The sequence below is a fragment of the Carboxylicivirga sp. M1479 genome, from assembly GCF_007097485.1.
Classification (GTDB): Bacteria; Bacteroidota; Bacteroidia; order Bacteroidales; family Marinilabiliaceae; genus Carboxylicivirga.
Genome location: NZ_VKDE01000009.1, coordinates 34918 through 60295 on the forward strand (window position 1 = coordinate 34918; position 25378 = coordinate 60295).

General features: G+C 38.5%; 20 protein-coding genes. 18 read left to right on the top strand and 2 right to left on the bottom strand.

Annotated features, from left to right (window positions below):
* The first annotated feature begins 82 nt into the window (after positions 1-82).
* The 8 genes from FNN09_RS07360 (at position 83) to atpG (ending at position 7601) form a co-directional block, all read left to right on the top strand.
* A complete protein-coding gene (locus FNN09_RS07360) occupies positions 83-1762 on the top strand; it encodes an adenylate/guanylate cyclase domain-containing protein (RefSeq protein ID WP_255434066.1) in 1680 nt (559 codons plus the stop codon).
* Between the two features lie 149 nt (positions 1763-1911).
* Complete coding sequence (locus tag FNN09_RS07365; RefSeq protein WP_143301001.1) at positions 1912-2295, top strand: polymer-forming cytoskeletal protein; 384 nt, start codon at positions 1912-1914, stop codon at positions 2293-2295.
* 402 nt (positions 2296-2697) lie between these two features.
* Positions 2698-3774 (top strand): F0F1 ATP synthase subunit A, encoded by a 1077-nt coding sequence (gene atpB / locus FNN09_RS07370; RefSeq protein ID WP_143301003.1) that lies wholly within the window; start codon positions 2698-2700, stop codon positions 3772-3774.
* 26 nt (positions 3775-3800) lie between these two features.
* Positions 3801-4010: an ATP synthase F0 subunit C gene (gene atpE / locus FNN09_RS07375; protein WP_143301005.1), complete on the top strand. Its 210-nt coding sequence runs from the start codon at positions 3801-3803 to the stop codon at positions 4008-4010.
* 12 nt (positions 4011-4022) lie between these two features.
* A complete protein-coding gene (gene atpF, locus FNN09_RS07380) occupies positions 4023-4517 on the top strand; it encodes a F0F1 ATP synthase subunit B (RefSeq protein ID WP_143301007.1) in 495 nt (164 codons plus the stop codon).
* 52 nt (positions 4518-4569) lie between these two features.
* Complete coding sequence (gene atpH / locus FNN09_RS07385) at positions 4570-5106, top strand: ATP synthase F1 subunit delta (protein ID WP_143301009.1); 537 nt, start codon at positions 4570-4572, stop codon at positions 5104-5106.
* A gap of 21 nt (positions 5107-5127) precedes the next feature.
* Positions 5128-6711, top strand: coding sequence for a F0F1 ATP synthase subunit alpha (gene atpA / locus FNN09_RS07390; protein WP_143301011.1), 1584 nt, complete (start codon positions 5128-5130; stop codon positions 6709-6711).
* Between the two features lie 5 nt (positions 6712-6716).
* Entirely contained in the window at positions 6717-7601 is an 885-nt protein-coding gene (gene atpG, locus FNN09_RS07395) for an ATP synthase F1 subunit gamma (RefSeq protein WP_143301013.1), read from the top strand.
* A gap of 91 nt (positions 7602-7692) precedes the next feature.
* Here atpG and FNN09_RS07400 read toward each other — a convergent pair whose 3' ends face one another.
* Positions 7693-8403, bottom strand: a complete 711-nt coding sequence (locus FNN09_RS07400) for a 2-C-methyl-D-erythritol 4-phosphate cytidylyltransferase (RefSeq protein WP_143301015.1) — start codon at positions 8401-8403, stop codon at positions 7693-7695.
* A gap of 212 nt (positions 8404-8615) precedes the next feature.
* On the opposite strand from FNN09_RS07400, the gene FNN09_RS07405 reads away from it, so the two are divergent.
* Entirely contained in the window at positions 8616-9296 is a 681-nt protein-coding gene (locus FNN09_RS07405) for a DUF2461 domain-containing protein (protein ID WP_143301016.1), read from the top strand.
* Positions 9297-9345: 49 nt separating this feature from the next.
* Positions 9346-10131 carry a nickel insertion protein gene (gene larC, locus FNN09_RS07410; RefSeq protein WP_143301018.1) on the top strand — a complete coding sequence of 262 codons (786 nt, stop codon included), beginning with the start codon at positions 9346-9348 and terminating at the stop codon, positions 10129-10131.
* Positions 10132-10238: 107 nt separating this feature from the next.
* On the opposite strand, the gene FNN09_RS07415 is transcribed toward larC, so the two are convergent.
* Positions 10239-10640, bottom strand: coding sequence for a hypothetical protein (locus FNN09_RS07415; protein WP_143301020.1), 402 nt, complete (start codon positions 10638-10640; stop codon positions 10239-10241).
* A gap of 334 nt (positions 10641-10974) precedes the next feature.
* Between FNN09_RS07415 and FNN09_RS07420 the strand changes: the two genes are divergently transcribed.
* The 8 genes from FNN09_RS07420 to FNN09_RS07455 all read left to right on the top strand — a co-directional run bounded on the left by FNN09_RS07420 (position 10975) and on the right by FNN09_RS07455 (position 25283).
* On the top strand, positions 10975-11559 hold the full coding sequence (locus FNN09_RS07420) for an RNA polymerase sigma factor (RefSeq protein WP_185968921.1): 585 nt from the start codon (positions 10975-10977) through the stop codon (positions 11557-11559).
* Positions 11560-11636: 77 nt separating this feature from the next.
* Entirely contained in the window at positions 11637-12671 is a 1035-nt protein-coding gene (locus tag FNN09_RS07425) for a FecR family protein (protein ID WP_143301024.1), read from the top strand.
* 95 nt (positions 12672-12766) lie between these two features.
* A complete protein-coding gene (locus FNN09_RS07430) occupies positions 12767-16198 on the top strand; it encodes a TonB-dependent receptor (protein WP_143301027.1) in 3432 nt (1143 codons plus the stop codon).
* A 27-nt stretch (positions 16199-16225) separates the two neighbouring features.
* Positions 16226-18058 (top strand): RagB/SusD family nutrient uptake outer membrane protein, encoded by a 1833-nt coding sequence (locus FNN09_RS07435; RefSeq protein ID WP_143301030.1) that lies wholly within the window; start codon positions 16226-16228, stop codon positions 18056-18058.
* A 51-nt stretch (positions 18059-18109) separates the two neighbouring features.
* A complete protein-coding gene (locus FNN09_RS07440; protein ID WP_143301033.1) occupies positions 18110-20008 on the top strand; it encodes a right-handed parallel beta-helix repeat-containing protein in 1899 nt (632 codons plus the stop codon).
* Between the two features lie 47 nt (positions 20009-20055).
* On the top strand, positions 20056-22380 hold the full coding sequence (locus FNN09_RS07445) for a beta-galactosidase (protein WP_143301036.1): 2325 nt from the start codon (positions 20056-20058) through the stop codon (positions 22378-22380).
* 43 nt (positions 22381-22423) lie between these two features.
* Positions 22424-24016, top strand: a complete 1593-nt coding sequence (locus tag FNN09_RS07450; protein WP_143301038.1) for a beta-N-acetylhexosaminidase — start codon at positions 22424-22426, stop codon at positions 24014-24016.
* A 127-nt stretch (positions 24017-24143) separates the two neighbouring features.
* Positions 24144-25283: a metallophosphoesterase gene (locus FNN09_RS07455; RefSeq protein ID WP_143301040.1), complete on the top strand. Its 1140-nt coding sequence runs from the start codon at positions 24144-24146 to the stop codon at positions 25281-25283.
* Positions 25284-25378 lie beyond the last annotated feature (95 nt).

Genomic DNA, 25378 nt, shown 5'->3' on the forward strand with positions numbered 1-25378 from the left:
AAATCTCTTATACTCGCTTATATACGTATCATGTTCATTTTTGTTCGTAAAAAGTGTGTATGCGCAAGATAAAAATGTACAGTTGTTTATAGAAACCCCTGGCAAAAAGCATGTTGTTGACAGTATTTCTTGCTTGGTTGAATATAAATCTATCTCTATTCATTGGCAAACCAAGGATTGTAGTATAAAACAATGTAGATATCAATTAATTCCGTATTCTCAAGGATGGAGTGATTGGTCAGATCGTAATGCAGCGACTTTCTTTAATTTGGGAAATGGACCATATACTTTTAGGGTGGAATTTAATGGTGGCCAAACTATTGATGCTAAATTTGATGTTCAACTACCCTTTTGGAAGAAATCCATCTTCTACATTGCGTCAATTGTTGTTTTGAGCTTTCTAGCTTTCCTATTGGTTATGTTGGCTTTTAAACAACGCATCAGAATCATTAGCCATAATATTGAGCAAGAGTTTAAAAAAGCTTTTAAGATAAAGCAAAATGCCCAAGAAAAAGTTATCGGTGATGATGCATTTTCAGTAAAAGAACAAGCCCGCATTCGATCAAGGAAATACAAGAGGGTAACTGTTTTATTTGCCGACATACAGGGCTTTACAAAAATTGTGGAGCATATTAACCCAGAAACATTAATTGATGAACTGGATCGCTTCTTCTTTTTCTTTGACGGTTTGGTTGAGAAACACAACATTGAGAAGATAAAAACAATTGGGGATGCATACATGTGTGCTGGTGGAATACCAAATGTAAATCGGACGAACCCGGTTGAAGTGGTATTGGCTGGTATCGAGATGCAAAAGTTTATGCTAGATGCCCAAAAGCTATCTGACAAGAAACTTGATTTTTGGGAATTAAGAGTTGGGATACATACTGGGCCAGTTATTTCAGGAGAGATAGGTAAGAAAAATGTATCTGTCGATATTTGGGGAGATACTGTAAATATTGCCTCGCGTATGGAAAGCTCTGGTTCAACGGGTAAGGTGAATATTACAGGAGTGACGTACGAACTGATTAAGGATTTTTTTGATTGCGATTACAGGGGTAAGATGCCAATTAAATACAAAGGCGAAACAGACATGTACTTTGTCAAACGGATAAAGAGCGATTTATCAGAAGATGAGAATGGAATTTTCCCCAATAGAAAATTTATTATTAAGCTACAGCATATTCGATTTAGTGATCTGGAAGAATTTATTCTAAGAAAGTTGGATTCAGAACTAATGGAGGGTTTGCACTATCATAATATGGAGCATACCAAAGATGTGGTTACCAGAACCGAGATTATTGCGCGTGGTGAAAATGTAAGTTCAGAAGATCTACTGATATTGAAAACAGCGGCATTGCTCCATGATAGCGGATTTATTGTTGAGTATGATAATCACGAAGACAATAGCATTAGTTTCGCGCATGAATTATTACCCAATTACAAGTACAGTGATTATCAAATAAAGCAAATTGTAGAGTTAATTGATGTAACTCGTGTTGGTAAAAAACCACGAAATTACCTGGAGAAGATTTTGAAAGATGCCGATCTTGATTATTTAGGGCGTGCTGATTTTATTGCAATTTCTGATAATTTATTTAAAGAGTTAAATCATCATAATGGAAAGGTATCCATTGATGAGTGGAATAAGTTGCAATACGAGTTCATATCTAAACATACTTATTACACTAAAACCGCCCGACAGTTAAGGCAAGTTAATAAAGAAAGGCAGCTTCATAAGCTTAAGCTACTTGTTTCATAAAGTTGCTACAAGCCTTTTGTGTTGTGATATGAGAAGCGATTTTTAATACGCTTAATTATATGTGTCATAAAGATTACAAATAAAGATTTGCTGTATAACTAATGAACTATTGTATATTTGTTCGATTCTTTAAAACTAACATATAGAAAATGGCTAAAAATTTTGAACCTGAAAACAAGCTGCCTAACATGATAGGCCCGGGAACTAAAATCAAAGGTGATATTGAAACCAATGGCGATATTAAAATCGATGGAGCTATTGAGGGGAACATAATTTCAAAAGGCAAAGTGCTTGTTGGCCAAAATGGTACTGTAACAGGAGAACTTAAATGTACTAATTGCGATATCTATGGTACTTTTGATGGGCAATTAACTGTTAGTGAGCTATTATCGCTTAAGTCATCGAGCAAACTGCATGGCGATGTAAAAACGAGTAAACTGTCTATTGAGCCAGGAGCTATCTTTACAGGTACTTGTAAAATGGACGAAAAAGGTACTCAAGCCACTGCGAGTATTCCTAATGCCAAAAAGTAAAAATAAGGTAAAAGCGATTCAGGCATCGTTTATTTATCTACTAATTGCAGGGCTGTTAGTAGGTTTTTATAACATAAGTGCCGAATGGTTACAATTTTCATATGAGAAGGTAAGTGCTGGGTTATTATTCCTAACCAGTATTTACCTTCTTTTTTATTATTTATTCTTTTTTATTCAAAAAAAGCATAGTGATAAAGTTGGCTTTATCTTTCTGATACTAATGGCCTTAAAGCTTTGTTTTGTTTTCGGATACTTGTTTCTTTTTCTAAATCCAACCGACAGTCAAAACAAAAGAGAAATACTATTGTTTTTAATGAACTATTTCGCGCTATTGGTCGTAGACTTGACTATGAAAATACGCTTAATGAAATAAGCAAAGTAAAACAGCACTATTATCATTTGATGCAACATATAAAACTATTTTTTGCACTACTTGCTTGTTGGGCTATAACCCAAAATAGCATCGCAGCCGATAAACATGGAGAAAGTTCTGATAATGAATTTGACCCAATGGAAATGATTATGCATCACATTGCAGATGCACATGAGTGGCACGTTATTTCTTATACAAGCAAAAGCGGAGAGGAAAAACACATCACATTGCCACTTCCAATTATTTTAATCGACGATGGGCTACACGTATTTATGTCATCGGCCTTTCATCATGGAGAAAAGGTGGTTCAAAAAGGTGATAATTACTACAAACTTTACCACGAGAAAATTTATAAAACAGATGCCCTTGGTACCATTAATTACGGTCCAGAGCATGAGGTGCTGAATGATAAACCAATTGATTTTTCTATCACTCGAAACGTGGCTTCCATGTGGTTGAGCATTATTATAATTATTTGGTTATTTACAGCCGCGGCCAAGCGTTACAAAGGAGCACCTGCTGTGCCAAAAGGCATGCAATCGTTTTTAGAACCGCTCATTCTTTTTGTGCGCGATGATATTGCTTATGAACAAATTGATAAACACAAGGCCGATAAATTTGTGCCTTTTTTACTCACTTTGTTCTTTTTTATATGGATCAATAATTTAATCGGATTAATACCATTTTTCCCAGGAGCAAGTAACCTAACGGGTAATATTTCGCTGACAATGGTGTTGGCACTTATCACTTTCTTAGTCACAAACTTTAGCGGTACAAAAAGCTATTGGGGTCATATCTTTTGGATGCCTGGCGTACCAGTACCCATTCGCTTATTATTATCGGTAATCGAATTTATTGGCTTGTTTACAAAACCATTTGCTTTGATGATTCGTTTATTGGCTAATATTACGGCTGGGCATATCATCATCCTTAGTTTATTCTCACTTATCTTTGTTATGAAATCGGTTGCCATTGCACCTGTTTCAATATTAATGGCACTGATGATGTTTATGTTGGAATTATTAGTTGCAGTTTTGCAAGCATATATATTTACCTTATTATCAGCCTTGTTTATTGGCATGGCTGTGCATGATGAAGAACATTAATAGTTATATTTTTTAAACGTAATACAATGGAAGGTTTATCATTAACCACAATCGGTTTAGGCTTAATTATTATTGGAGCCGGATATGGAATTGGTCGAATTGCTCAAAGCGCTATGGAAGCTATGGGACGTCAGCCAGAAATTAGTTCAAAAATTCAGACTGCGATGATTATTGCTGCTGCCCTTATTGAAGGTGCTGCTTTATTTGCAATTGTTGTTGCGTTGATGAAAGGATAAAACTCAACGATTATGGGATTGTTAACACCAGATCCCGGTTTAGTCTTTTGGTCAGCCCTCACATTTGGACTGCTGGTTTTCATATTAAAGCGTTATGCCTGGAAACCGATACTGCATGCTGTTAAATCTCGCGAAGAGACCATAGAGTATGCCTTAGCAGCAGCCAAAAAAGCCAAAGCAGAAGTGGAAGATTTAAATGCCACTAAAGTTCAGATAATGAACGATGCCAAAGCAGAACGTGATACACTGATTAAAGCTGCACGGGAATTAAAACAATCAATGTTAGATGATGCCAAAAGCAAGGCGCAGGATGAAGCAGATAAAATCATTGCATCTGCCAGAGTTCAGATTGAGCGAGAGAAGAATGAGGCCATCTTACAATTGAAAGAAAAAGTAGCAGAGTTTTCGGTTGATATTGCCGGTAAGTTGTTAGAAGAAGAATTAGAGTCGACTGACAAACAAAAAGCTATCATCGATAAATATTTGCAAGAAGTGAATTTTAATTAGTGACAAGCATCACTAAACACAACTAGTAGAACACCGTTCTGAAAACTGAAGTATGAACAGAAGTTTAATAGCAGACAGATATGCCAAGGCCCTTTTTAAGCTTGCTACAGAGCAAAATGAGCTAGAACGCATTTATAACGACGTATGTATGTTGCAGGCTTATTGCAAAGATGCAGAAGGTTTTACAGACTTATTGAGCAGTCCAGTTATTAAACCTGCACAAAAAAAGCAGGCTTTTCATACAGTATTAAACGGTAAAGTGGAAAAGAATACTTTAAATCTGATTGATTTATTGATATCGAATAACCGCGAGCTTCTATTGGAAGATATCAACAGGCGCTTTATTTATTTATACAAAACCGAAAAGGGAATTAAGGAAGTAACACTTTATACAGCTGTTGAATTTGATACAGAGCAAAGTGAGAAGCTTAATCTTTTTTTGCAAGAACAATTTAAAGCACCAATTGAATTAACGCTAAAAGTTAAGCCTGAATTACTGGGAGGTTTTGTACTTACTATTGATGGTAAAATGGCTGATGCCAGTATGAGTTCAAAGTTGAAACAAATTAAAAAGCAGTTGCTTAGTTAAACGTACTAAATTAATAAGCGGATGGATACGATAAAACCGGCTGAAGTATCGGATTTATTAAAAAAACAGATTGCAGGCTTTCAGACCTCAACCGAACTGGAAGAAGTAGGAACTGTTTTGCAGGTGGGTGATGGTATTGCCCGTGTTTATGGTCTTGCTAATGTTAAAGCCAACGAGTTGGTTGAGCTGGATTCATGCATGGGAGTAGTGCTTAACCTTGAACAGGATAATGTTGGGGTGGTACTATTTGGTTCATCACAAGCCGTAAAAGAAGGTGATTTAGTGAAACGTACTGGGCGTATTGCTTCACTTAATGTTGGTGAAGGTATGGTTGGGCGTGTGATAAACGCTCTTGGTAAGCCTATTGATGGGAAAGGACCAATACAAGGCGATACCTTCGAAATGCCATTGGAGCGTAAAGCACCTCAGGTAATTTATCGCCAGCCAGTGCAACAACCATTACAAACAGGATTATTATCAGTTGATGCCATGACACCTATTGGTCGTGGTCAGCGAGAATTGATTATTGGTGATCGTCAAACTGGTAAAACAGCCATTGCTATTGATACGATTATTAACCAACGATCGTTCTACGACGATGGAGAACCGGTATACTGTATTTACGTAGCTGTTGGGCAAAAGGGAAGCACAGTTGCTCAAATAGTTAATACGCTTGAGAAACATGGAGCCATGGAATACACAACAGTGGTTTCTGCCCCTGCAGCCGATCCTTCGGCCATGCAGTTTTATGCTCCTTTCTCAGGAACAGCTATTGGCGAGTTTTTCCGCGATACAGGGCGTTCGGCTTTAATTATTTACGATGATTTATCGAAACAGGCAGTCTCTTATCGTGAGGTAAGTTTATTACTGCGTCGTCCGCCAGGTCGTGAAGCTTATCCGGGTGATGTATTTTATTTGCATAGCCGTTTATTAGAGCGTGCAGCAAAAATCATTGAGTCGGATGAAATAGCGGCTCAAATGAATGATTTGCCTGAGTCAATCAGGCCATTGGTTAAAGGAGGCGGATCATTAACTGCCCTACCAATTGTTGAAACGCAGGCTGGTGACGTATCAGCTTATATTCCAACCAACGTGATTTCAATTACCGATGGACAGATATTTTTGGAGAGTGATTTATTCAACTCTGGAGTTCGTCCAGCTATTAATGTAGGTATCTCGGTATCGCGTGTAGGAGGTAGCGCACAAATAAAGCCAATGAAAAAAGTGGCTGGTACACTAAAGTTAGATCAGGCACAGTACAGAGAGTTGGAAGCATTTGCTAAGTTTGGCTCTGACCTTGATCCGGCTACCACTATGGTATTGGATAAGGGACGAAAAAATGTGGAGCTATTGAAGCAACCACAATACCAACCTGTAAAAGTAGAAGAGCAGGTAGCCTTGATTTACTGTGGAACCAAGGGATTATTGAATAATGTGCCTGCCGACAAAGTAAAGGAATGGAAGAAGGAGTTCATCGAAAATCTTCAAATGAGTCATGCGGATATGTTAGCCGATTTAAAGCAGGGTAAATATAACGATGATATTACGGCTAAGATTGAATCAGTAGCAAAAGAGATTGCTGACAAGTACATAATCGAAGAATAGAGTTTATGCCAAATTTAAAGGACATACGAATTCGAATAAACTCGGTTAAAACAACTCGACAGGTGACAAGTGCCATGAAAATGGTGTCAGCTGCCAAGTTCAAAAAGGCGCAAGATGATATATCCTATATACGCCCTTATGTTGATCGATTAGCAGGTATGATCTATAAACTTTCTGGTTCATTAGAGGAAGGGTTTGAGCTTGAGTGGTCAGAAGTACGCGAGCCAAACAAAGTACTGATTGTGCCCGTGTCATCAAATCGAGGATTGTGCGGTGGTTTTAATGCCAATGTGATTAAAGAGGTTGAAAAACTTTGTAAGAAAGATTTTAAGATGCAGAATATGAAAGGCAATGTTGATATCATTGCCATTGGTAAGCAGGTACAAAAAATCTTAAAATCACGAGGCTATAATGTAGTAAAGGATTATAACGATTTGTATTCTGATACTTCTTTTGAGGAGGTTATTAATGTTGCTCAAGAAATGATGGAAGGCTTTGTTTCTAAGAAATATGATAAAGTCGTACTTGTTTACAATGAGTATAAAAATGCTGCCGTACAGTTTATTCGTGCCGAGCAATTTTTACCAATGGCTTTACCTACTGAAGAGGAAAATACAGCTACAAACGCAACAGATTATATTATTGAACCCGATGTTCCAACCTTTATAAAAAGGGTGATTCCGGATGCTTTAAAAACAATGTTTTATCGTGTTATATTGGAGTCCTTGGCATCGGAACATGGTGCCAGAATGACGTCGATGCACAAAGCAACGGATAATGCTACTGATATGCTGAGCGAATTGCAATTGCAATACAATAAAGCTCGTCAGGGGGCCATTACAACCGAAATATTGGAGATTGTAGGTGGAGCAGAGGCTTTACAGAAGTAGATTAGCTAATATTATAATTAGATATGAGAAAGCCACCCATGAGGTGGCTTTTGTTATTTAAAGGAACTTCTCCAATAGTAAATTAGTCCTTTTAAGGGTTTATGAGTTCTTCCTCCTCATCGCTATTTTCTTCAAAACCTGCTTTCATAAAAGCATTGGCTAACACCAGGTCAAAAGGAGTAGTTATCTTAATGTTTTCGCGGTTACCTGCTACCAGGTGTATGGTTTTTCCATACGCTTCCACCACCGATGCGTCATCAGTAAATAATGACTGATAGTTTTGATCGTAGGCAGGTAATAGTATGTCGGAATGAAAAACCTGAGGCGTTTGCACCAGTTTGATTGTTGAGCGGTCCAGTGCTTTGCTGCAGTCGTCATTAATCTGACGGATTGATTCAAAGGCATCTAGTACAGGAATGGCATTGCCCAAAGCCTTGGCGTGATGATAGCAGCGCTTCAATGTTTCAGGTGAAACAAAGGGGCGAACACCGTCGTGTACACCTATTAAGGCAGGTGTTTCTACCAGCGATAACCCATTCTTAACACTATGAAAACGTGTTTCTCCACCAGAAATGGTTTCATGTGGAACATTAAAATGATGTTGGGTACATAGAGTTTGCCAATAGTTGATTTGGGACTTGGGCAGTACCAATATTACTTTAATATTAGAATCAAAATCGTAAAATCGATTAATGGTATGCATTAATACCGGTAAGTCATTCACTTTCAGGAATTGCTTTGGAATATCACTTCCCATGCGTGTGCCGCTACCACCGGCTACAATTACTATGTAGTTTGTCATTCGATAATGGGGTCGATGTTTATAAATTTTCTCCCTGCATCAAATTTACTGCGTGTTTATAAATAACACAAGTTTTACGTCTTCCGCTTTGTAATTAATCAATGATGAGGAGCAATGAATGGAGCAAATGTGCCGACTTAATGCAGCGCATTTACGACCGAATCTGTATTGTTTTTTGTATTTTGCAACTTCATTCTTCAAAATGCAATAGTATGATAGAGCCCATTGTTTTTGATTTTCTTACGCAGCTTAAGGCCAATAATAATCGCGAATGGTTTAACGAGCATAAAGCTTTTTTTAACGAAGCGAAAACATCCTTTGAATCATCAATGCAACAGTTTATTGATTTGGTGCATGAGGTGGATCCAAGTGTTGGTAACCTAAGTACCAAGGAATGCGTGTTTCGTATTTACCGCGATACCCGCTTTGCCAAAGATAAAACGCCCTATAAAACCAACATGGGAGGTTTTGTAGCTAAAGGAGGCAGGAAAAGTACCATGGCTGGTTACTATCTTCATGTTGAGCCCGGTGCCTGTATGATTGCAGGAGGTAGTTATTGTCCACCCTCTGATGTGTTAAAGGCCATTAGACGCGAGATATATAATTTTGCTGATGAGTATAAGGCCATTATCAATGCCGATGAATTTAATACGGTGTTTCCGCAAAGGTTCGAAGATAAGTTGAAGATGGCGCCAAAGGGCTTTCCTAAGGATTTTGAAGATATTGATTTGTTAAAATACAAGTCTTTTGCGCCCTTGCATCCAATAGCTGATGAAGAATTAACGGGAGCAAAGGCCACTCAGAATGTGAAACATGTATTAACCATTCTTGAGCCACATAATACCTTTATCAACAGAGGGATTGAGGCCGAGGAAGACGAGATTGTTTTATAAGGGTGCCTTTACAGAAAATGATTTACTAGATATAAAGTTAAAAAAAACCATGCAATTATACATAGATCCCAAAGGTGGCATAGCAGGCGATATGTTTGCCGCAGCACTTATTTCGGCTGGTGCCAATGAAGAAGAAATGCTCAAGGCCATGTCTTTGGCGGCTGAGAAAATTGGGCATTCAACGATCAGCACATCCTTAACTCACGATAATGCACATCGCTTGCACATCGATATTCAGCACAATGATGGCCATTTATCGGGCCATAAAGCCTATCATCTTTTAGAAGATATTTTTGCTGAACTGAATATTAAAGAGCCCTACCAACAGTTCGGTTTCAAAGCATTGGATGTACTTGTGAAAGCTGAGATTAAGGCGCACAAGGAGAATACATTTCTGACTGATCATATTCATGCACATCATCATCACCACCACGATAGTGACCATGAACACGAGCATCATGAAGATGCTTATTTACACGAAGCACAAGATATTTTGATTGATATAACAGGAGCAGCCATGGGCTTGCAGTTATTGAATGCTCCCATAAAAGCTTACTTATTGTCGCCTGTTAGTTTTGGTGGTGGGCACATCACTTTTTCACATGGTCATTTGCCAGTACCGGCTCCTGCTACCAAAATAATATTTGATAATCATGGTCTGCCTGGTACAATGGGACCCATTGAAAAGGAACTTTGTACGCCTACGGGATCTGCCATTTTAGCAGCTCTTAATGCTGAGTTAATGCAAGAAAAGGCATCGGGCGCTTTACAAGAAGGAACTTCACGAGGAGGTAAAGATTTTGATATTCCTCCATTAAAAGTGCTATTGGCCTAAAGTGTGTCCCATAACAAGTGAAGGAACAATAGGAGCGTTCTGAAAAGATTGTAAATAGAGGCTTTGTGATTAAAGCAAGGCCTCTATTGTTATAGTGGATTAAGCCTTTATTGAGCTTTCAACTCCTCAATCTTTTTTAAACCCTCTTCTAACGATGCCACAATAATCCTAAAATCATCGTGTTTGGCTTCTTTGGCAGCATCTTGTAGGCCTAATCTTTGCAAAGGGTCCGGCATTATTTGTACTGAGCGAAGTAAATTGTGTGTATTGGAATACATCATGCCAAAGCTCATTAATTCTTTTACTTTAGGCGCTACTGGTTTGAACTCTGGAGCTAACTCTATCAGAGAATAAAATGCTTGACCACCAAAACTATCAACTGCTCTTGTGTAATCACGTTTAAAATCATCGCCAATGGAGATGGCAACCTGATCATTCCATCTATTTTTTAGTTTCAGATAAAGGATGTTGTTCTTCGATTGAATTTTAAAGTATTCTGCTGTATTCATTTTTGTTAGGTTTTTTAGTTGTAACGCAAAAGTAATTGATGATTTATATGTAAAAAAGGTAGTCGTCAATGATATTGTTCCGTTTGTCAATAACAGCCTACAAAACATCTGATGCAGATCAGTTTTAAACGAATATCTCCTTGGAGAGAATAGCCTTTCTGTATTTATACTGTTTAATAGTAATTTTTAATTCAATAAGTATTCGTAATTATTTATTAGGATATTAGGCTTTTGATTCCTTATTTTTGTGGGTCTATACTTGATTTGGGCTGAGGTAATGATTTGGCGAACTCTTTTATTTTAACTTATTTTAACGAGATTAATCGGGGTAATTGTGCTAGAAAAAAAGGGAACAGAACGCGAATTGATTAGTGCTTTAGCGAATAATGAAACTAAAGCCTTTGAATCGCTGTACCTTTTATATGGTAGGAAATTATTGGTTTTTGTAAATGGTTACCTCAATTCGAAAGATGACGCCGAAGAAATTGTACAGGAAGTATTTGTAAAATTATGGAAGAAGCGAGCAGAGCTTGAGACGCATGATTCATTAAAAGGCTACCTGTTTACCATCGCTTATAATGCTATAAAAAAGCGATTTCTTAAAATTAAGCGCGAACAAGACTTAAAGCAAAATTATGCTCTTGAGTATATGCACGACTCTGGGGAAACTGTATCGGAAGAAACATATAGCGAGGTAATTCGCCAAATAGATAGTATTGTTGAACAGATGCCTGAAAAGCGGAAGCAAGTTTTTCAGCTTTGTAAAAAAGAAGGTTTATCTATTTCTGAAGCCGCTAATTACTTGAACATTTCTGAAAAAACCGTGAAGAATCAAATGACTTCTGCTTACCAAACGATTCGTGAGCAATTAAAAGCCAACTTACATGTTTTGTTAGTGCTTAATCTGTTTTATCTCTAAAATAAAATTCAACTTTTTTTTATTTGCAATAGGACCCTCTGATTTTAGCCGGATAGTATAGGTGAAGACAGTTGTTTATGCAAGAGATAGATAAAATAATTAGTAAGTTAAAGCAACATCAACCATTAGTCGAGAGCGATTATAAAGTACTGTTAAATTACTTGCAGCACGATGGTAATGAGGCTGAATTTAAGAAAACATTGAGTAGTCATTGGAGCCAGGTTTGTGATGATCAGGATTTAGTATTACATGAGCCTGATGATTTGTTCTACAAAATATACCATCAGGCACTTGAAAGTGAGAAGGACTCAACACCGAAAGTTATAAGTTTGATGGGATGGGTTCAACGAATTGCTGCTCTTCTGTTTCTTCCTTTGTTAATTCTGTCGGCATGGAATTATTATTCGAGCGAGAACATCCAAGAGTTGGCCGATGAGGTTTTATCCATTCAATCGCCAATAGACAGCAAAACACGTTTTTTCTTACCCGATGGAACACAAGGTTGGTTGCAGGCTAATTCCTCAATACAATTTGCACAAATTGATAATAAAGAGCGCTCAGTACAACTCGACGGAGAAGCGTTTTTTGATGTTGCGCGTAATGAAAAGCAACCCTTTATTGTGTCAACCAATGACTTTAAGGTTAGAGTTTTAGGAACGCGTTTTAACGTAATGGCTGATGCTAATATGGCCGTGTCAAAAGTTTATTTGGAAGAAGGAAGTGTTGAGATGCTGGGTATAAATAATGAGCATCACACCTTACTAAAGCCAGGGGAAGAGTTTTTATTTGATAAAAAGTTGAAAGAATTTAGTGTCAATACTGGGTTACAGGAAGAGCACATTGCATGGACTAAAGGTATTTTGTTGCTTAAAAATAAGACTTTAAAGGAGTCGGCTTTAGCACTTGAGAAATTCTATAACATTGAAATAGAAATTGCTGATAAAGAGCTGGAGAATATGCCAGTTTATGCCAAAATTCAAAATGAACAAATAGATGAAGTGCTTGAGTATGCAAAATTAATACTGCCAATTACATACTCCATTGAGAAACCAATTGTGTTAAAGGATGGAACTTTTACAAAGAGAAAGGTGGTGATAAGAAAAGTTAATTAATAATCAAAAACAGGATAGTGCTGGAACACCATCCTGTAAATATTGCAGAGCGTTCAAAGTCTTAATTTTTAGAACTCTACTAACATTACAAATTTATGAAAAAAAAACAAAAACCATGGGTATGGGATAACTATACCCTAAAGAGAGAATTGCGTATTATGAAAGCAATAGTCGTCTTATTACTCGTAACATTCATTCAGGCTTATTCTGCTACGACTCTTTCGCAAGAGAAGCAGGTGAATTTGAAGTTAAAAAAGGCCCGACTGATTGAGGTCATTTCTGAAATTGAAAAGCAATCAGACTACAAGTTTTTCTTTAGTCCACAAAGTATCGATGTTGAAAAAACTGTGAGTGTTGATGTGCAAGATGAAAACCTTGTTACTGTACTTGAAGAAGTGTTTGGCAATAGTGATGTGGTTTATCGAATTATTGATAACCAGGTGATATTAACCCGTTCAGCCAAGACTTCTGTCACAAATAAAATGCAACAAGGCATAACTGTTAGTGGTATTGTTAATGATGTTAAGGGAGAGCCCTTACCAGGCGTTAATGTGTTTGAAAAAACAAATCCTACCAATGGTGTTATTACAGGTATTGATGGTAATTACAGCATTGAAGTGAGTTCTGCCGATGCTATTTTATCATTCTCATTTATTGGTTTTGAAGAGCAGGATGTGAATGTATCAAGCCGAAGTAGCATTAATATAACCTTAGTTGAGGAATTTACTGACCTTGATGAGGTAGTGGTAGTTGGTTATGGCACTAAGAAAAAAGTTAATTTAACAGGCGCCGTCGCTACTATAGATGGAGAAGCACTGGAAAACCGCCCAACAGATAATATATTAAAGTCCTTACAAGGAACTGTTCCTGGTGTAACAATTATCGATCGCCCGGGTGGTACTTCAATTAGCATTCGTGGCCGTGGAACATTTGCTGGTGCTTCAAGTCCGCTTTACATTGTTGATGGTATTGAGGTAAGCAGTGACTTCTTTAATAACCTGGACCCAACCATTGTTGAGAATATATCTTTCTTAAAGGATGCTGCATCGGCTTCTATTTATGGAGCAAAGGCAGCTTATGGTGTTGTTTTGGTTACTACTAAACAAGGAAGTAGCTCTGCCTTAAATGTGACTTATAACGGTTCATATGGTGCTCAAAAAGCAACGTATCTGCCAGAGGTTCTCGATTCTTATCAGTATGCAGAGATGTATCGTACATCGGAACTAAATAGCGGAATTGATGAAGCGAACCTACGTTATAGCTTAGCGGATGTTCAAAAGTATAAAGATGGTTCAGATCCAGACTTGTATCCTAATTCAAATTGGTTTGATTTAGTGTTAGAACCATCTGCAATGTTTACAAAGCATAGTTTAAATCTTTCCGGAGGTTCTGAAAAAGTACAATATATTTTTGGCCTTGGTTATCAGCGTGATGAAACCTTAACACCTGGTCAGGGAACCGATCGTTATAACTTCTTAAGTAAAACAACTGCAGATCTAAAAGATTGGTTAACAGTTTCAACCAATGTTAACTTCATCTATAAAAAGTACGATAATACTTTGGGTGGCTCTTCTCTTACAGAATTTTTAAGACAACCGCCAACACACGTAGCTCGTCACACCGACGGTAGTTGGGGATCAATCAGAGATTTTCGCCAGGCTACTGCTGAAGAGATCAATTATAACCCTTTACGTCGTTTGATGGAGCGAGGAAGAAATAGCTCCGATACCAAACATTTTTTAGGGAATATTAATGCGATTATTACACCTTTCGAGGGCTTTAAATTCACTAATCAGCTAGCTTATAATTTTTACGATTATCGCTCATTTTCATTCCAAAACACAATGGAAGGCGTATCTAGTTATTTGAATCCTAACGGAGGTATAATACCTGGAACCGACTCCGATGTGAACGAAATGAAAAACTATTGGGAGTATAGTGAAAAATTGGTTTACGATGGATGGATTAACTATGATAAAGTATTTAATTCGGTGCATAGTTTGGGTATTATGGCAGGTATGCATGCCGACTCGTGGCATCAAAAGGATTTAGATGTTGGTCGTAAAATGTTTCCAAGTAATGATATGAATGCCCCAGGTGGTGGCTCAACTGATCCGGATAATCAATTAATTACAGGGGCAGATGACGATCCCCCAAAAAACTTATTTTTAGAAGAAACCAGCCTGTCTTACTTTGGTCGTGCTACTTATGATTATAACGGACGCTACTTGTTTGAAGCTAACTTCAGAGCAGATGCTTCGTCGCGTTTTGCGAATGTTGGTAAATGGGGCTATTTCCCATCGGTATCAGCCGGATGGCGTTTAAGTGAAGAAGAGTTTATGAGTAACCTATCATGGCTTGATAATTTAAAACTAAGAGCTTCATGGGGTAAAAATGGTAACATTCGCAACGTAGGTTTATATGATACTTACGATACCTTTAGTGGTGCCGGTACAGTTTACAATGGCGGTTCTGTATTGCCTATTTTGGTTGAAGGACGCATTTCCAACCCAACATTAACTTGGGAAAAAACAACCACGACTGATGTTGGTATAGACATGTCGGTGATGAAAGGTTTATTTGGCATTACCTTGGATTATTATGCTCGTATTACTGACGATATTTTGGTTGAGCAAACCGATATACTCCCTGAAACAGGTATTTCTAACCTACCATATAAGAATGTAGGAAAAGTTAATAACAGCGGTATTGAATTGGCTTTAACGCATCAGCAAAGCTTTGGTGACTTCTCTTATAATGTAGGCTTTAACATGGCTTATATAAGTAATGAAATTACAAGTTTAGGCGACGGCATTGATAAGTTGCCACCAAGCGGCTATTGGATTAACCAGGTAGGGCAACCAATCGGAAGCTTCTACATGTACGAAGCCGATGGATTATATTCTACTGAGGATATTGCCAATGGTGATGTTGTTGAATTTGGTGGTTACGACATTGAAGCAGGTATGGTTAAACTAGTTGATCAGGATGGTGATGGCGAAATAACTGGCGATGACCGTACGATTGTTGGTAGCGATGTGCCTGATTTAACCTATGGTATCAACCTTAACCTAGAATATAAAGGATTTTCTTTGTCGGCTATGGGACAAGGTATTTCGGGTGTTAAGGTATACATGGATAACGAAGCATCACAAGCATTCTTTAACAGTTCGGTACCACGCGAATGGCAATTAGATAACTGGACACCTGAAAATCAGGGTGCACGTTATCCTAAGTTGTTCAAAGAAAATGATTTGAGGTATCAGTATAACTCTATCCAATCATCGTACTGGTTGTTCAACGCCGATTATTTCAGAATCAAGAACATCACTTTTGGCTATACTTTGCCAACACATGTTGTAAAATCTATCGGTCTTGAGAAAGTTAGATTCTTTGTATCGGGCGATAACATGTTTACAATACGCGGTGATAAGCGCATGGAGGATTTTGATCCTGAACGTTCTTCAGGTCGTGGTGCTCAGTTAAATATGAAGACCTATACAGGCGGTGTTTCAGTTACATTTTAATCATTAAGTTATTAAATCAGAAAAGCAATGAAAATAAATTCATATATACATAAGCTAGTATGGCTATTGCCATTGGTGGCACTTATGGCTTGTTCCGATGATTTCTTGGAAAAAGCACCAAACGATGCCTTGGATCCATCAAAAATTAACGCTTCAAAAGCAGAGGAATTGCGTAATGCGATTTATGCTGAGATACCTGGAAGTGATTTAGTATACCAAGAGGGATATGCTGATAATGGTTACTCACGTAACTGGTGGGATAGTAACGGTGCCTTAGTACAAACCAATGCAGTATCAGGTTCTGAGAACTTTGGTTATGGTGATTGGAACCATTATGGCGATAAGGGTAATTCCTTTGCCTCTATCCGTACATGTAATATGTTAATCGCTAAATTGGCCGATTTCGAAATTGATGAAGACATGGCTAAGAAGCTAGAGGCTGAAGCACGTATGTTAAGAGCCTGGTTGTACATGGAGTTGACATTGTACTACGGCGATGTAGCTATTGTTACTGATATTGAAGCTGAATACCCAGATGGTTTACCACGCGACCCTGCCAGTGAAGTTCGTGCATGGATTTTGGAAGAATTGGAGGCAGCAGCTCTTATCTTACCTAAATCAAATGATCAGGGTAAGTTTAATAAAGCGATGGCTTATGCACTTAAAGCACGTGCTTCGTATTATTTTGGTAACTATCAAGAAGCTGCTGATGCTGCCCGTTATGTGATTGATGAAGGTGGTTATTCGCTTCATTATACAAATGAGTTATCGGCAACAGAACAAAAAGATGCTGATTATTTCAGAACTTTGGTTGATTTTGATGCATTAGGACTTGATGAAGATGCTTTTATCAATGGTATCTTTAATTATAGAGATATTTGGAATACAGATTATAACTCAGAAGCCATCATTTCTAAGGAGTATTTGGCAACCGAGGATCATGGTGATTTCAACCGAATTACAGCTTTCTTATCTCCTAACCTTTCGGAGAAACAGGCATGGGCAACGATTGCACCCTTACAGGATTTAGTGGATGATTATTGGTATGCCGATGGTCAAACAGAGGCAACTGTACCAGATAAAGATACCCGTGCAACAAATTACAATAGCTTAAGAGATGAAGTATCAACTATTCAGGAAGGGGCTGACCCATCTGATCCAAACGATAATTTATCATTTAGCGAGGCTGTTGAAACAATTGCCAATGAACTGGCATCGCGTCCATATTTAGCCGAGTTCCTGAACCGCGATAGTCGCTTGTATGCATCTATTGTATTTCCATTTGCATCGGTAAACACCTATTTCGATGGAAACTACCAGGAGTATAATTACAACATTAACAACTATGGACAAACAGGTTTTGTATGGCGTAAAATGAGTGGTGGTGATGATTTAGTGTCTGTTTGGGGCGATTCATATCACCTAAGTGGAGCCGATTTTCATGTGATCCGTTTGGCAGAGATGTTATTGATTTATGCCGAAGCACACACACAAACCGATGGATACGATGGAACGGTAGTAACGGAACTAAACAAGTTGAGACAACGTTGCGGTATGCCAGACGTACCAACTGGTTTAGGTAAAGACCAGGCCTTAGAATTTATTCGTAAAGAGCGTAGAATTGAATTGGCTGGTGAGGGTAACCGTTATTTCGATATTCGCTTGTACGAAGACGATGCCCGTAATGGTGGATATAAAGGACAACAAGCTGCAAGTGTAGTAATGCAAGGGCAGTCGTACGATCCACAAGGTAACCCAAGTGCATTAAAGGTGTGGGATCCTCGCCTATTATTAATGCCAATACCTACAAACTCAAGGGATAAAAATCCACTTTTAGATCAGAACACAGGCTATAACTAAATAGTATAAAAATGCCCTTCGGGGCATTTTTTTTCACCCAATCTTAATGTTATGAAAAATAGAATATTGACTTCCCAAATATACATCCTCACAACAATAGCAACACTATTTTTCCTATCTACGGTATTTACTTTTACCTCCTGTACACATCCCAATCAAATTAAAACAATTAATGTTCAGGATTACGGAATTGAAGCCAATACCAAACAATGCATTACATCCGACATTAATAAGCTAATTGAAAGCTTGGGTGATGAGGCTGTTGAAATAGTTTTTCCCAAAGGGAGATATGATTTTTATCCTGATAGCAATTACTTAAGGCCTTACTACGAAACCAATACCTATGATGTTAACCCCAAAAGATTAGCCATTCTACTGGATAAAAAGAAGAACATTACCATCGATGCACAAGGGTCTGATTTTATTTACCACGGGCATATTCAACCATTCACATTGGATAATAGCGAAAATATTACCATCAAAAATGTCAATATCGATTGGGATATCCCTTTAACAGCAGAGGCGAAAGTTGTTGAGGCTGATGCGAAGCACATCTTATTGAAGATTGATGAAAGCCAGTTTCCATATTCTGTAAATAGCAAAAGCGTAACATTTAAGGGTGAAGATTGGGAAGAAGATTGGAGATTATCTGGAGGCTCGTGGTTAATTGAATACAATACCGAGCATATTATACCAGCACACACAGGTGGCCATGGTTGTGTCAATGGCGATTTAGACAATGTTAACTATTCACTTACAGATGAGGGCCTGCTTTTAATGGAGGGTGACTTTACAAAAACACCTGGGGTTGGTAACTATTTAATATTGCGCCACAGTACGCGCGATCATGCTGGCATGTTTCTTTTTCATAGCAAAAACATACACCTGGAGAACATAAATGTTTACCATACTTCGGGCTTAGGTATTCTTTCGCAATACTGCGAAAATATTGAGATGAGAAACGTAAACATGATCCCTAACAAAAGTAAAAACCGCTTTTTAGCTGGTCACGATGATGGATTGCATTTTATGGGTTGCAAAGGCGATATTATTATTGATGATTGCGATGCGCAAGGTCTAATGGATGACCCAATAAATATACATGGAACCTGTATACCCGTATTAGAGAAGTTGAATAATAAAACCGTAAAGTGTCAGTTTGCCCATAGCATGAGTTGTGGATTACAATGGGCAGAGGCAGGTGATACCGTGGGTTTTCTAGATAAAAAATCAATGAGTACCATTGCTAAAGGAGTAGTATCTAAAATTGATTATTTAAATAAAGATAGTTTGGTAATAGAATTTGAACAGGCTGTTCCAAAGGATTTAAATGCCAGTTATTCCATCGAAAACTTAAGCTGGACTCCCAATGCTACCATTACCAATTGTTTTGTGGGAAGCTGTCGTGCCCGTGGCTACCTCATTTCTACCCCTGGTAAAGTTTTGATTGAGAACAATGTGTTTGAAACCAGCGGTTCGGCCATTCTTATTGCTGGCGATGCTAACTATTGGTACGAGAGTGGTGCTGTTACCGATGTTACCATTCGAAACAATGAATTCAGATGGTCCTGCAACTCTTCGTATTATCAATTTTGTAATGCTATAATTAGTATTTTTCCTGAGATACCGGAGCCTGATTCAAAACGCCCATTTCATAAAAATATTCGAATAGAAAATAATACGTTTAACCCAGCAGATTACCCAATTCTGTATGCCCTGTCGGTCGATGGATTAAGCTTTAAAAACAATACCATAACGCGTAGTTACGATTATGAACCATGGCACTTTCAAAAGCATAGTTTTTTAATTGATGCATGTCAGAATGTTGAGATCAGTGGAAACATCATTGGTGACAATGTGCTAGGTAAGAATATTTTACTCCAAAGAATGTCAGAAGATGAGTTGAAGTTAAACAATGGCGAATTGACAATTAGCAACGGAGCTGAATAATATAAGTTTTAGACTAATCTACTCGACAATTGCATATTAAAACATCTATGAAATCAATACTACAGCTTTTACTGCTTTGTTCATTGCTTATGAACTTAGCATCGTGCCATACTAAAACGGCAGAGCATTTCGAAATTAAAAAGGGGCAATTCTATCTGAACGAAGAACCCATCCAACTGGTTTGCGGCGAGATGCATTACCCACGTATCCCGCATGAATATTGGCGCGATCGTTTGCAACGTGCCAAGGCCATGGGATTAAACACCATGTCGGCCTATGTGTTTTGGAATTACCACGAGCGTCAACCTGGCGTGTTTGATTTTGACGGTCAGGCCGACTTGGCCAAATTTATTACCATGGCACAAGAAGAGGGCTTGTACGTGATTTTGCGTCCTGGACCTTATGTGTGTGCCGAATGGGATTTTGGAGGTTACCCATCGTGGTTACTGAAAGAAGAGGGCATGGTATATCGCAGTAACGATGAGAAATTTCTGGTAGCCTGCGAGCGATACATAGCGCGTTTGGGTAAGGAGCTAGCTCACTTAACTGTAGAGAATGGTGGCCCTATTCTAATGGTTCAGGTGGAGAATGAGTATGGTTCATACGATGATGATAAGGTATACCTGGGTAAACTGCGCGATATGATTATTGATGCTGGTTTTAATGTGCCACTGATGACCTGCGATGGTGCTGGACAGATGCAAGCCGGATACGTCGATGGGGCTCTGGCAACGGTTAATGGAGCTGTGGGTGAGGATATTTTTAAATCAGTCGATCGCTTTTCGCCTGGAGGGCCCTATTTTGTGGCTGAGTTTTACCCTGCCTGGTTCGATGTGTGGGGAACAAAGCATTCGTATCGCGATTATAAGAAACCAACCAAACAGTTGGAGTGGATGATTAAGAATGGTGTGTCAGTTAGTATCTATATGTTTCATGGAGGTACCAATTTTGATTATACCAATGGAGCGAATACAGCTTATGGTTATGCACCGCAGCCAACTAGCTATGACTACGATGCCCCATTGGGTGAGCATGGAAATGCCTATCCGAAATATTATGCATTCCGAGAGGTTTTGCAAAAACATCTACATAAAGGCGAAGCATTGCCTGATGTACCTGCTGAAAACCCAATTATAGAAATACCGGAAATAAAACTTAATGAAAGTGCAGCTTTAGCAGAAGCCTTTAATAGCCGTAAAAAATCTGTTCATCCACTTTCTATGGAGGATGTGAACCAGGATTTTGGCTATATCCATTACGAAACCGAACTTACAAAGGCAGTTAAGGGGCAGTTGACTATTAAGGATGTGCGCGACTATGCTGTTATCATGCTTAATGGAAAGCAAATTGGCAGTTTAGACCGTCGCCATCGACAAAGTAGTATTGAAATTGATGTGAAGCAGGTGCCAGCCAAATTAGAGATCATCGTCGAAAATGTTGGACGTGTTAACTATGGCTCTGATATATTAAATAATCGCAAAGGCATTACAGAGAAAGTAAGTATTAATGGCGAGGAGATTTTAAACTGGACCAACACGCCATTACCCTTGTACAAAGCACCTGTTGGGCAATATGCTTATTCAGCAAAAAACATAAAAGGGCAGCCGGCCTTTCATAAAGCCAACTTTAATTTGAAAAGTTTGGGGGATACCTTTCTCGACTTGAGTGATTTTGGTAAAGGAGCTGTTTGGATCAACGGTCGTTCTTTGGGTAAATTTTGGAACATAGGGCCGCAGCAAACTCTTTATGTGCCTGCTCCATGGTTAAAAGAGGGTAATAATGAGTTATTGATTTTCACACTTGAAGATACTGGAGCACGAAAATTAGGTGGTCTAAAGCAGCCAATACTTGATCAATTGGGTAAGGATAAAAATGCCCAAGAAAGACCTAAACGAAACAATAATAAGAAACCTCAGCTTGATGATGGCGATGTTGTGCTTAAGTCTGAAATGCTAAAGCAAGCGGGCTGGCAAAGTTTCAGTTTCGAGAATGCGATTACACTGCGCCATTTGGCCTTACAAACATTATCGTCTTTTGATGATGATTTTAGTTGCCTGAGTGAGCTGGAGGTATTGGATGAAAACGGTAAACCTATAACCAAAGATACCTGGAAGGTTGTATACGCCAGTAGTGAAGAGGAAATGGCGAACGAAGGCTTTGCCGATTATTTGATTGATGGTGATTTGGGTAGCTATTGGCACTCTAAATGGCACCAAAAAGGGGAGCAACATCCGCACACAATTATTATTGATTTGGGAGAGATTACCAATGCCACTGGCTTAAGGTTAAGGCATCGAAATATTACACAGGCTGGTGTGGTAAAAGATTTTAAAGTGTATGCCCGCCCTCAGTTCTTTTTGTTTAATGATTAAGAAACAACTCTTGAAGACCTCTTTAATATTAAAACCCATGTTTATGAAATCTACAATTATTATTACCGTATTCTTTGCGCTAGTCACATCTATTCAAGCTCAAGTGTCAATTATCCCACAACCATTAAACATTGAAATAGGGCAAGGAAATTATCGTTTGACCGCACAAACGCACATTGTAAGTAATAAAGCGAATGAAGATAATGCACGTTACTTGCAGTCGCTACTTGAACCATATTTTAAAAAGAGCTTAAGTACTCATTCAAGAGGCAATAAGGGCATTATGCTTCAGATCGATGAAGCGGTACAAAAGACTTTAGGCGGTGAAGGCTATGTGTTGGAAACAACTAAGGATGGTGTGAAAATAGTTGGCTCAACACCAACTGGTGTTTTTTATGGTATCCAATCATTAAAGCAAATGCTACCGCTTGATGCTTCTAATACCTTGGAATACGATTTACCATTTGTGAAAATAGAAGACAAACCACGCTTTGGATGGCGAGCTTTTATGCTTGATGAAGCACGTTATTTCAAGGGTATGGACCAGGTGAAAAAGCTGCTTGACCAGATGGCTCTTTTAAAGATGAATGTGTTTCATTGGCATTTGACCGATGATCAGGGCTGGCGCATTGAAATTAAGAAGTATCCTCTATTAACAGAAGTTGGTTCTAAGCGAAGTAACACGCAGGTGGGTGGTTGGAATAGTGAGGAGCGTTCAGGTGAGTCGCATAGTGGTTATTATACTCAAGCGCAGATTAAGGAGATTGTCGATTACGCCAGCCAGCGTCAGATCACTATTATTCCAGAAATTGAAATGCCAGGGCATGCCTCTGCGGCTATTGCAGCCTACCCGTGGTTAGGTACCATTGGTAAACTCAAAGAAGTACCTGTTGTGTTTGGTAAATTAGATGACTCATTTAACGTGGCCGATCCGCGTGTATATGGTTTTATTGAAGAGGTATTATCTGAGGTGATGGCTTTGTTTCCTGCTAAAACTATTCACATTGGTGGTGATGAGGTGCGCTTTGATGCATGGAAAGAATCTGACGAAGTACAACAATTTATGAAAGAGAAAGGCCTGCAATCGCCAGCCGATCTACAGATATACTTTACCAACAAAGTGTCTAATTATATCGATGAGAATGGTCATCGTATGATGGGATGGAATGAGATATTAGGTGGAGATGTGCATGAATGGCAAAAGGCCGAAGATGTGAAAGTAACTGAGAAGCTAGCGCCAAGTGCCATCATTCATTTTTGGAAAGGCAACACCGATTTAATAAATGAGGCGGTAACAAATGGTTATGATATCGTTAATTCGTATCATGAATATACCTATCTCGATTACGGATATAACTACATCTCACTTGAAAAAGCCTATGGTTTTAATCCTATTCCAGCGGATTTAGACCCTCAATATCATCATAAAGTATTAGGCTGTGGTTGTCAAATGTGGAGCGAATGGATTCCTGAAGTGCGTGACTTGGACCGTATGGTTTTTCCTCGTTTGGCTGCATACGCCGAAGTAGGATGGACGGACCATCAAGAAAAAGATTATTCATTATTTCGGGAGAAGCTAGATAAGCTGTTGTTGCTGTGGGAAAGAAGTGGCATTCAAGTTCAGAAGTTTGAATAAGCTCTAAACTCGATTGTAGTCAAGAGCAAATGGCTTTTTAGGATGCTTCTTGACCTATTTATACAGGCAAAGTGTCTTTATTATTAAGAAATACATCCAACTATTTATGCACTAAAATCATTATCAAATGAGAGTCTTGGTCATTCTTTTTTCCTTTCTAATAACGATTAATTCATATGCTCAGGTAGATACTGATCGTATGAAATTTAAACACAAACCCTATGTACAGGCAGTTACCAATCACTCAGCCAGTATACTGTTTGCTACCACTCAACAAGCCGTTGCCTCCGTTTTTATTTCGGAACAAGGAGCCGATGGGCAAACAATTACAAATAGCACACACGGTTTGGTTAATGCAGGAGATAAACTTCACACGCTTGACTTAAAAAACTTAAAAGAGGGCACTACTTATACCTATCGAGCCATTGCGCGTCAGCTAATGCAACTAACGCCCTACTATACATATTATGGCGATACCATTTATTCCGATACCTATCGTTTTACCACCCGAAGTAGTATATCGGATACCACACGTTTTATTGTAATGGCCGATATTCATGGCGATACAAAAAAGTTACAGGCTCACATAAACACTTCTTTTCAGCCAGATTTTTACCTATTTAATGGTGATGTTATTAATGATTTTCATCGCGAAGAAGATTTTACAGAATGTATACTCAAACCATCCATTGAATTGTTTGCTGCCGAAAAACCATTTTATTATTGCCGTGGTAACCACGAAACACGTGGTTTTTTCGCACGTCGTTTGTTTGATTACATCGATACACCAAGCGGTAAACCTTACTACACAATTTCGCAAGGTCCCTTATTAATTATTGTGATGGATGTTGGTGAAGATAAACCAGACGATAACCGTTACTACTATGGATTGGCCAATTTTGATGCCTATCGACAAGAGCAATCCGAATGGTTGAAGGATGTGGTGAAAAGTGATGCCTTTAAAAAAGCCAAGTACAAAATTGTGTGCTCGCATATTCCTTTCCTGGGTTTAGAAACCGCCTATCCTGTTGATAAGAAGGTGTATGCTATGTGGGGTCCAATACTTGAAAAAGCTAAAATCGACTTGATGATATCAGGTCATACGCATGAATACTTTTGGTATACGAAAGAAAAATCACCAGCGAAGTACCCTGTTTTAATAACTGATAATAAGCAGCGAGCAGAGGTGTTGGTTAATGAAAATGGGATCAGCATTAAGGTTGTTGATACGGAGCAAAATGTGATTGAGGTCATTAGCCTAGATTAAGAATTCTGGACAGGTGTGACCTAGTTTTTTCTTAAACGGCCGTTACCACCGGGGTAGTTGGCTAATGTGAAATCAATAACTTTTTCTTACAATAG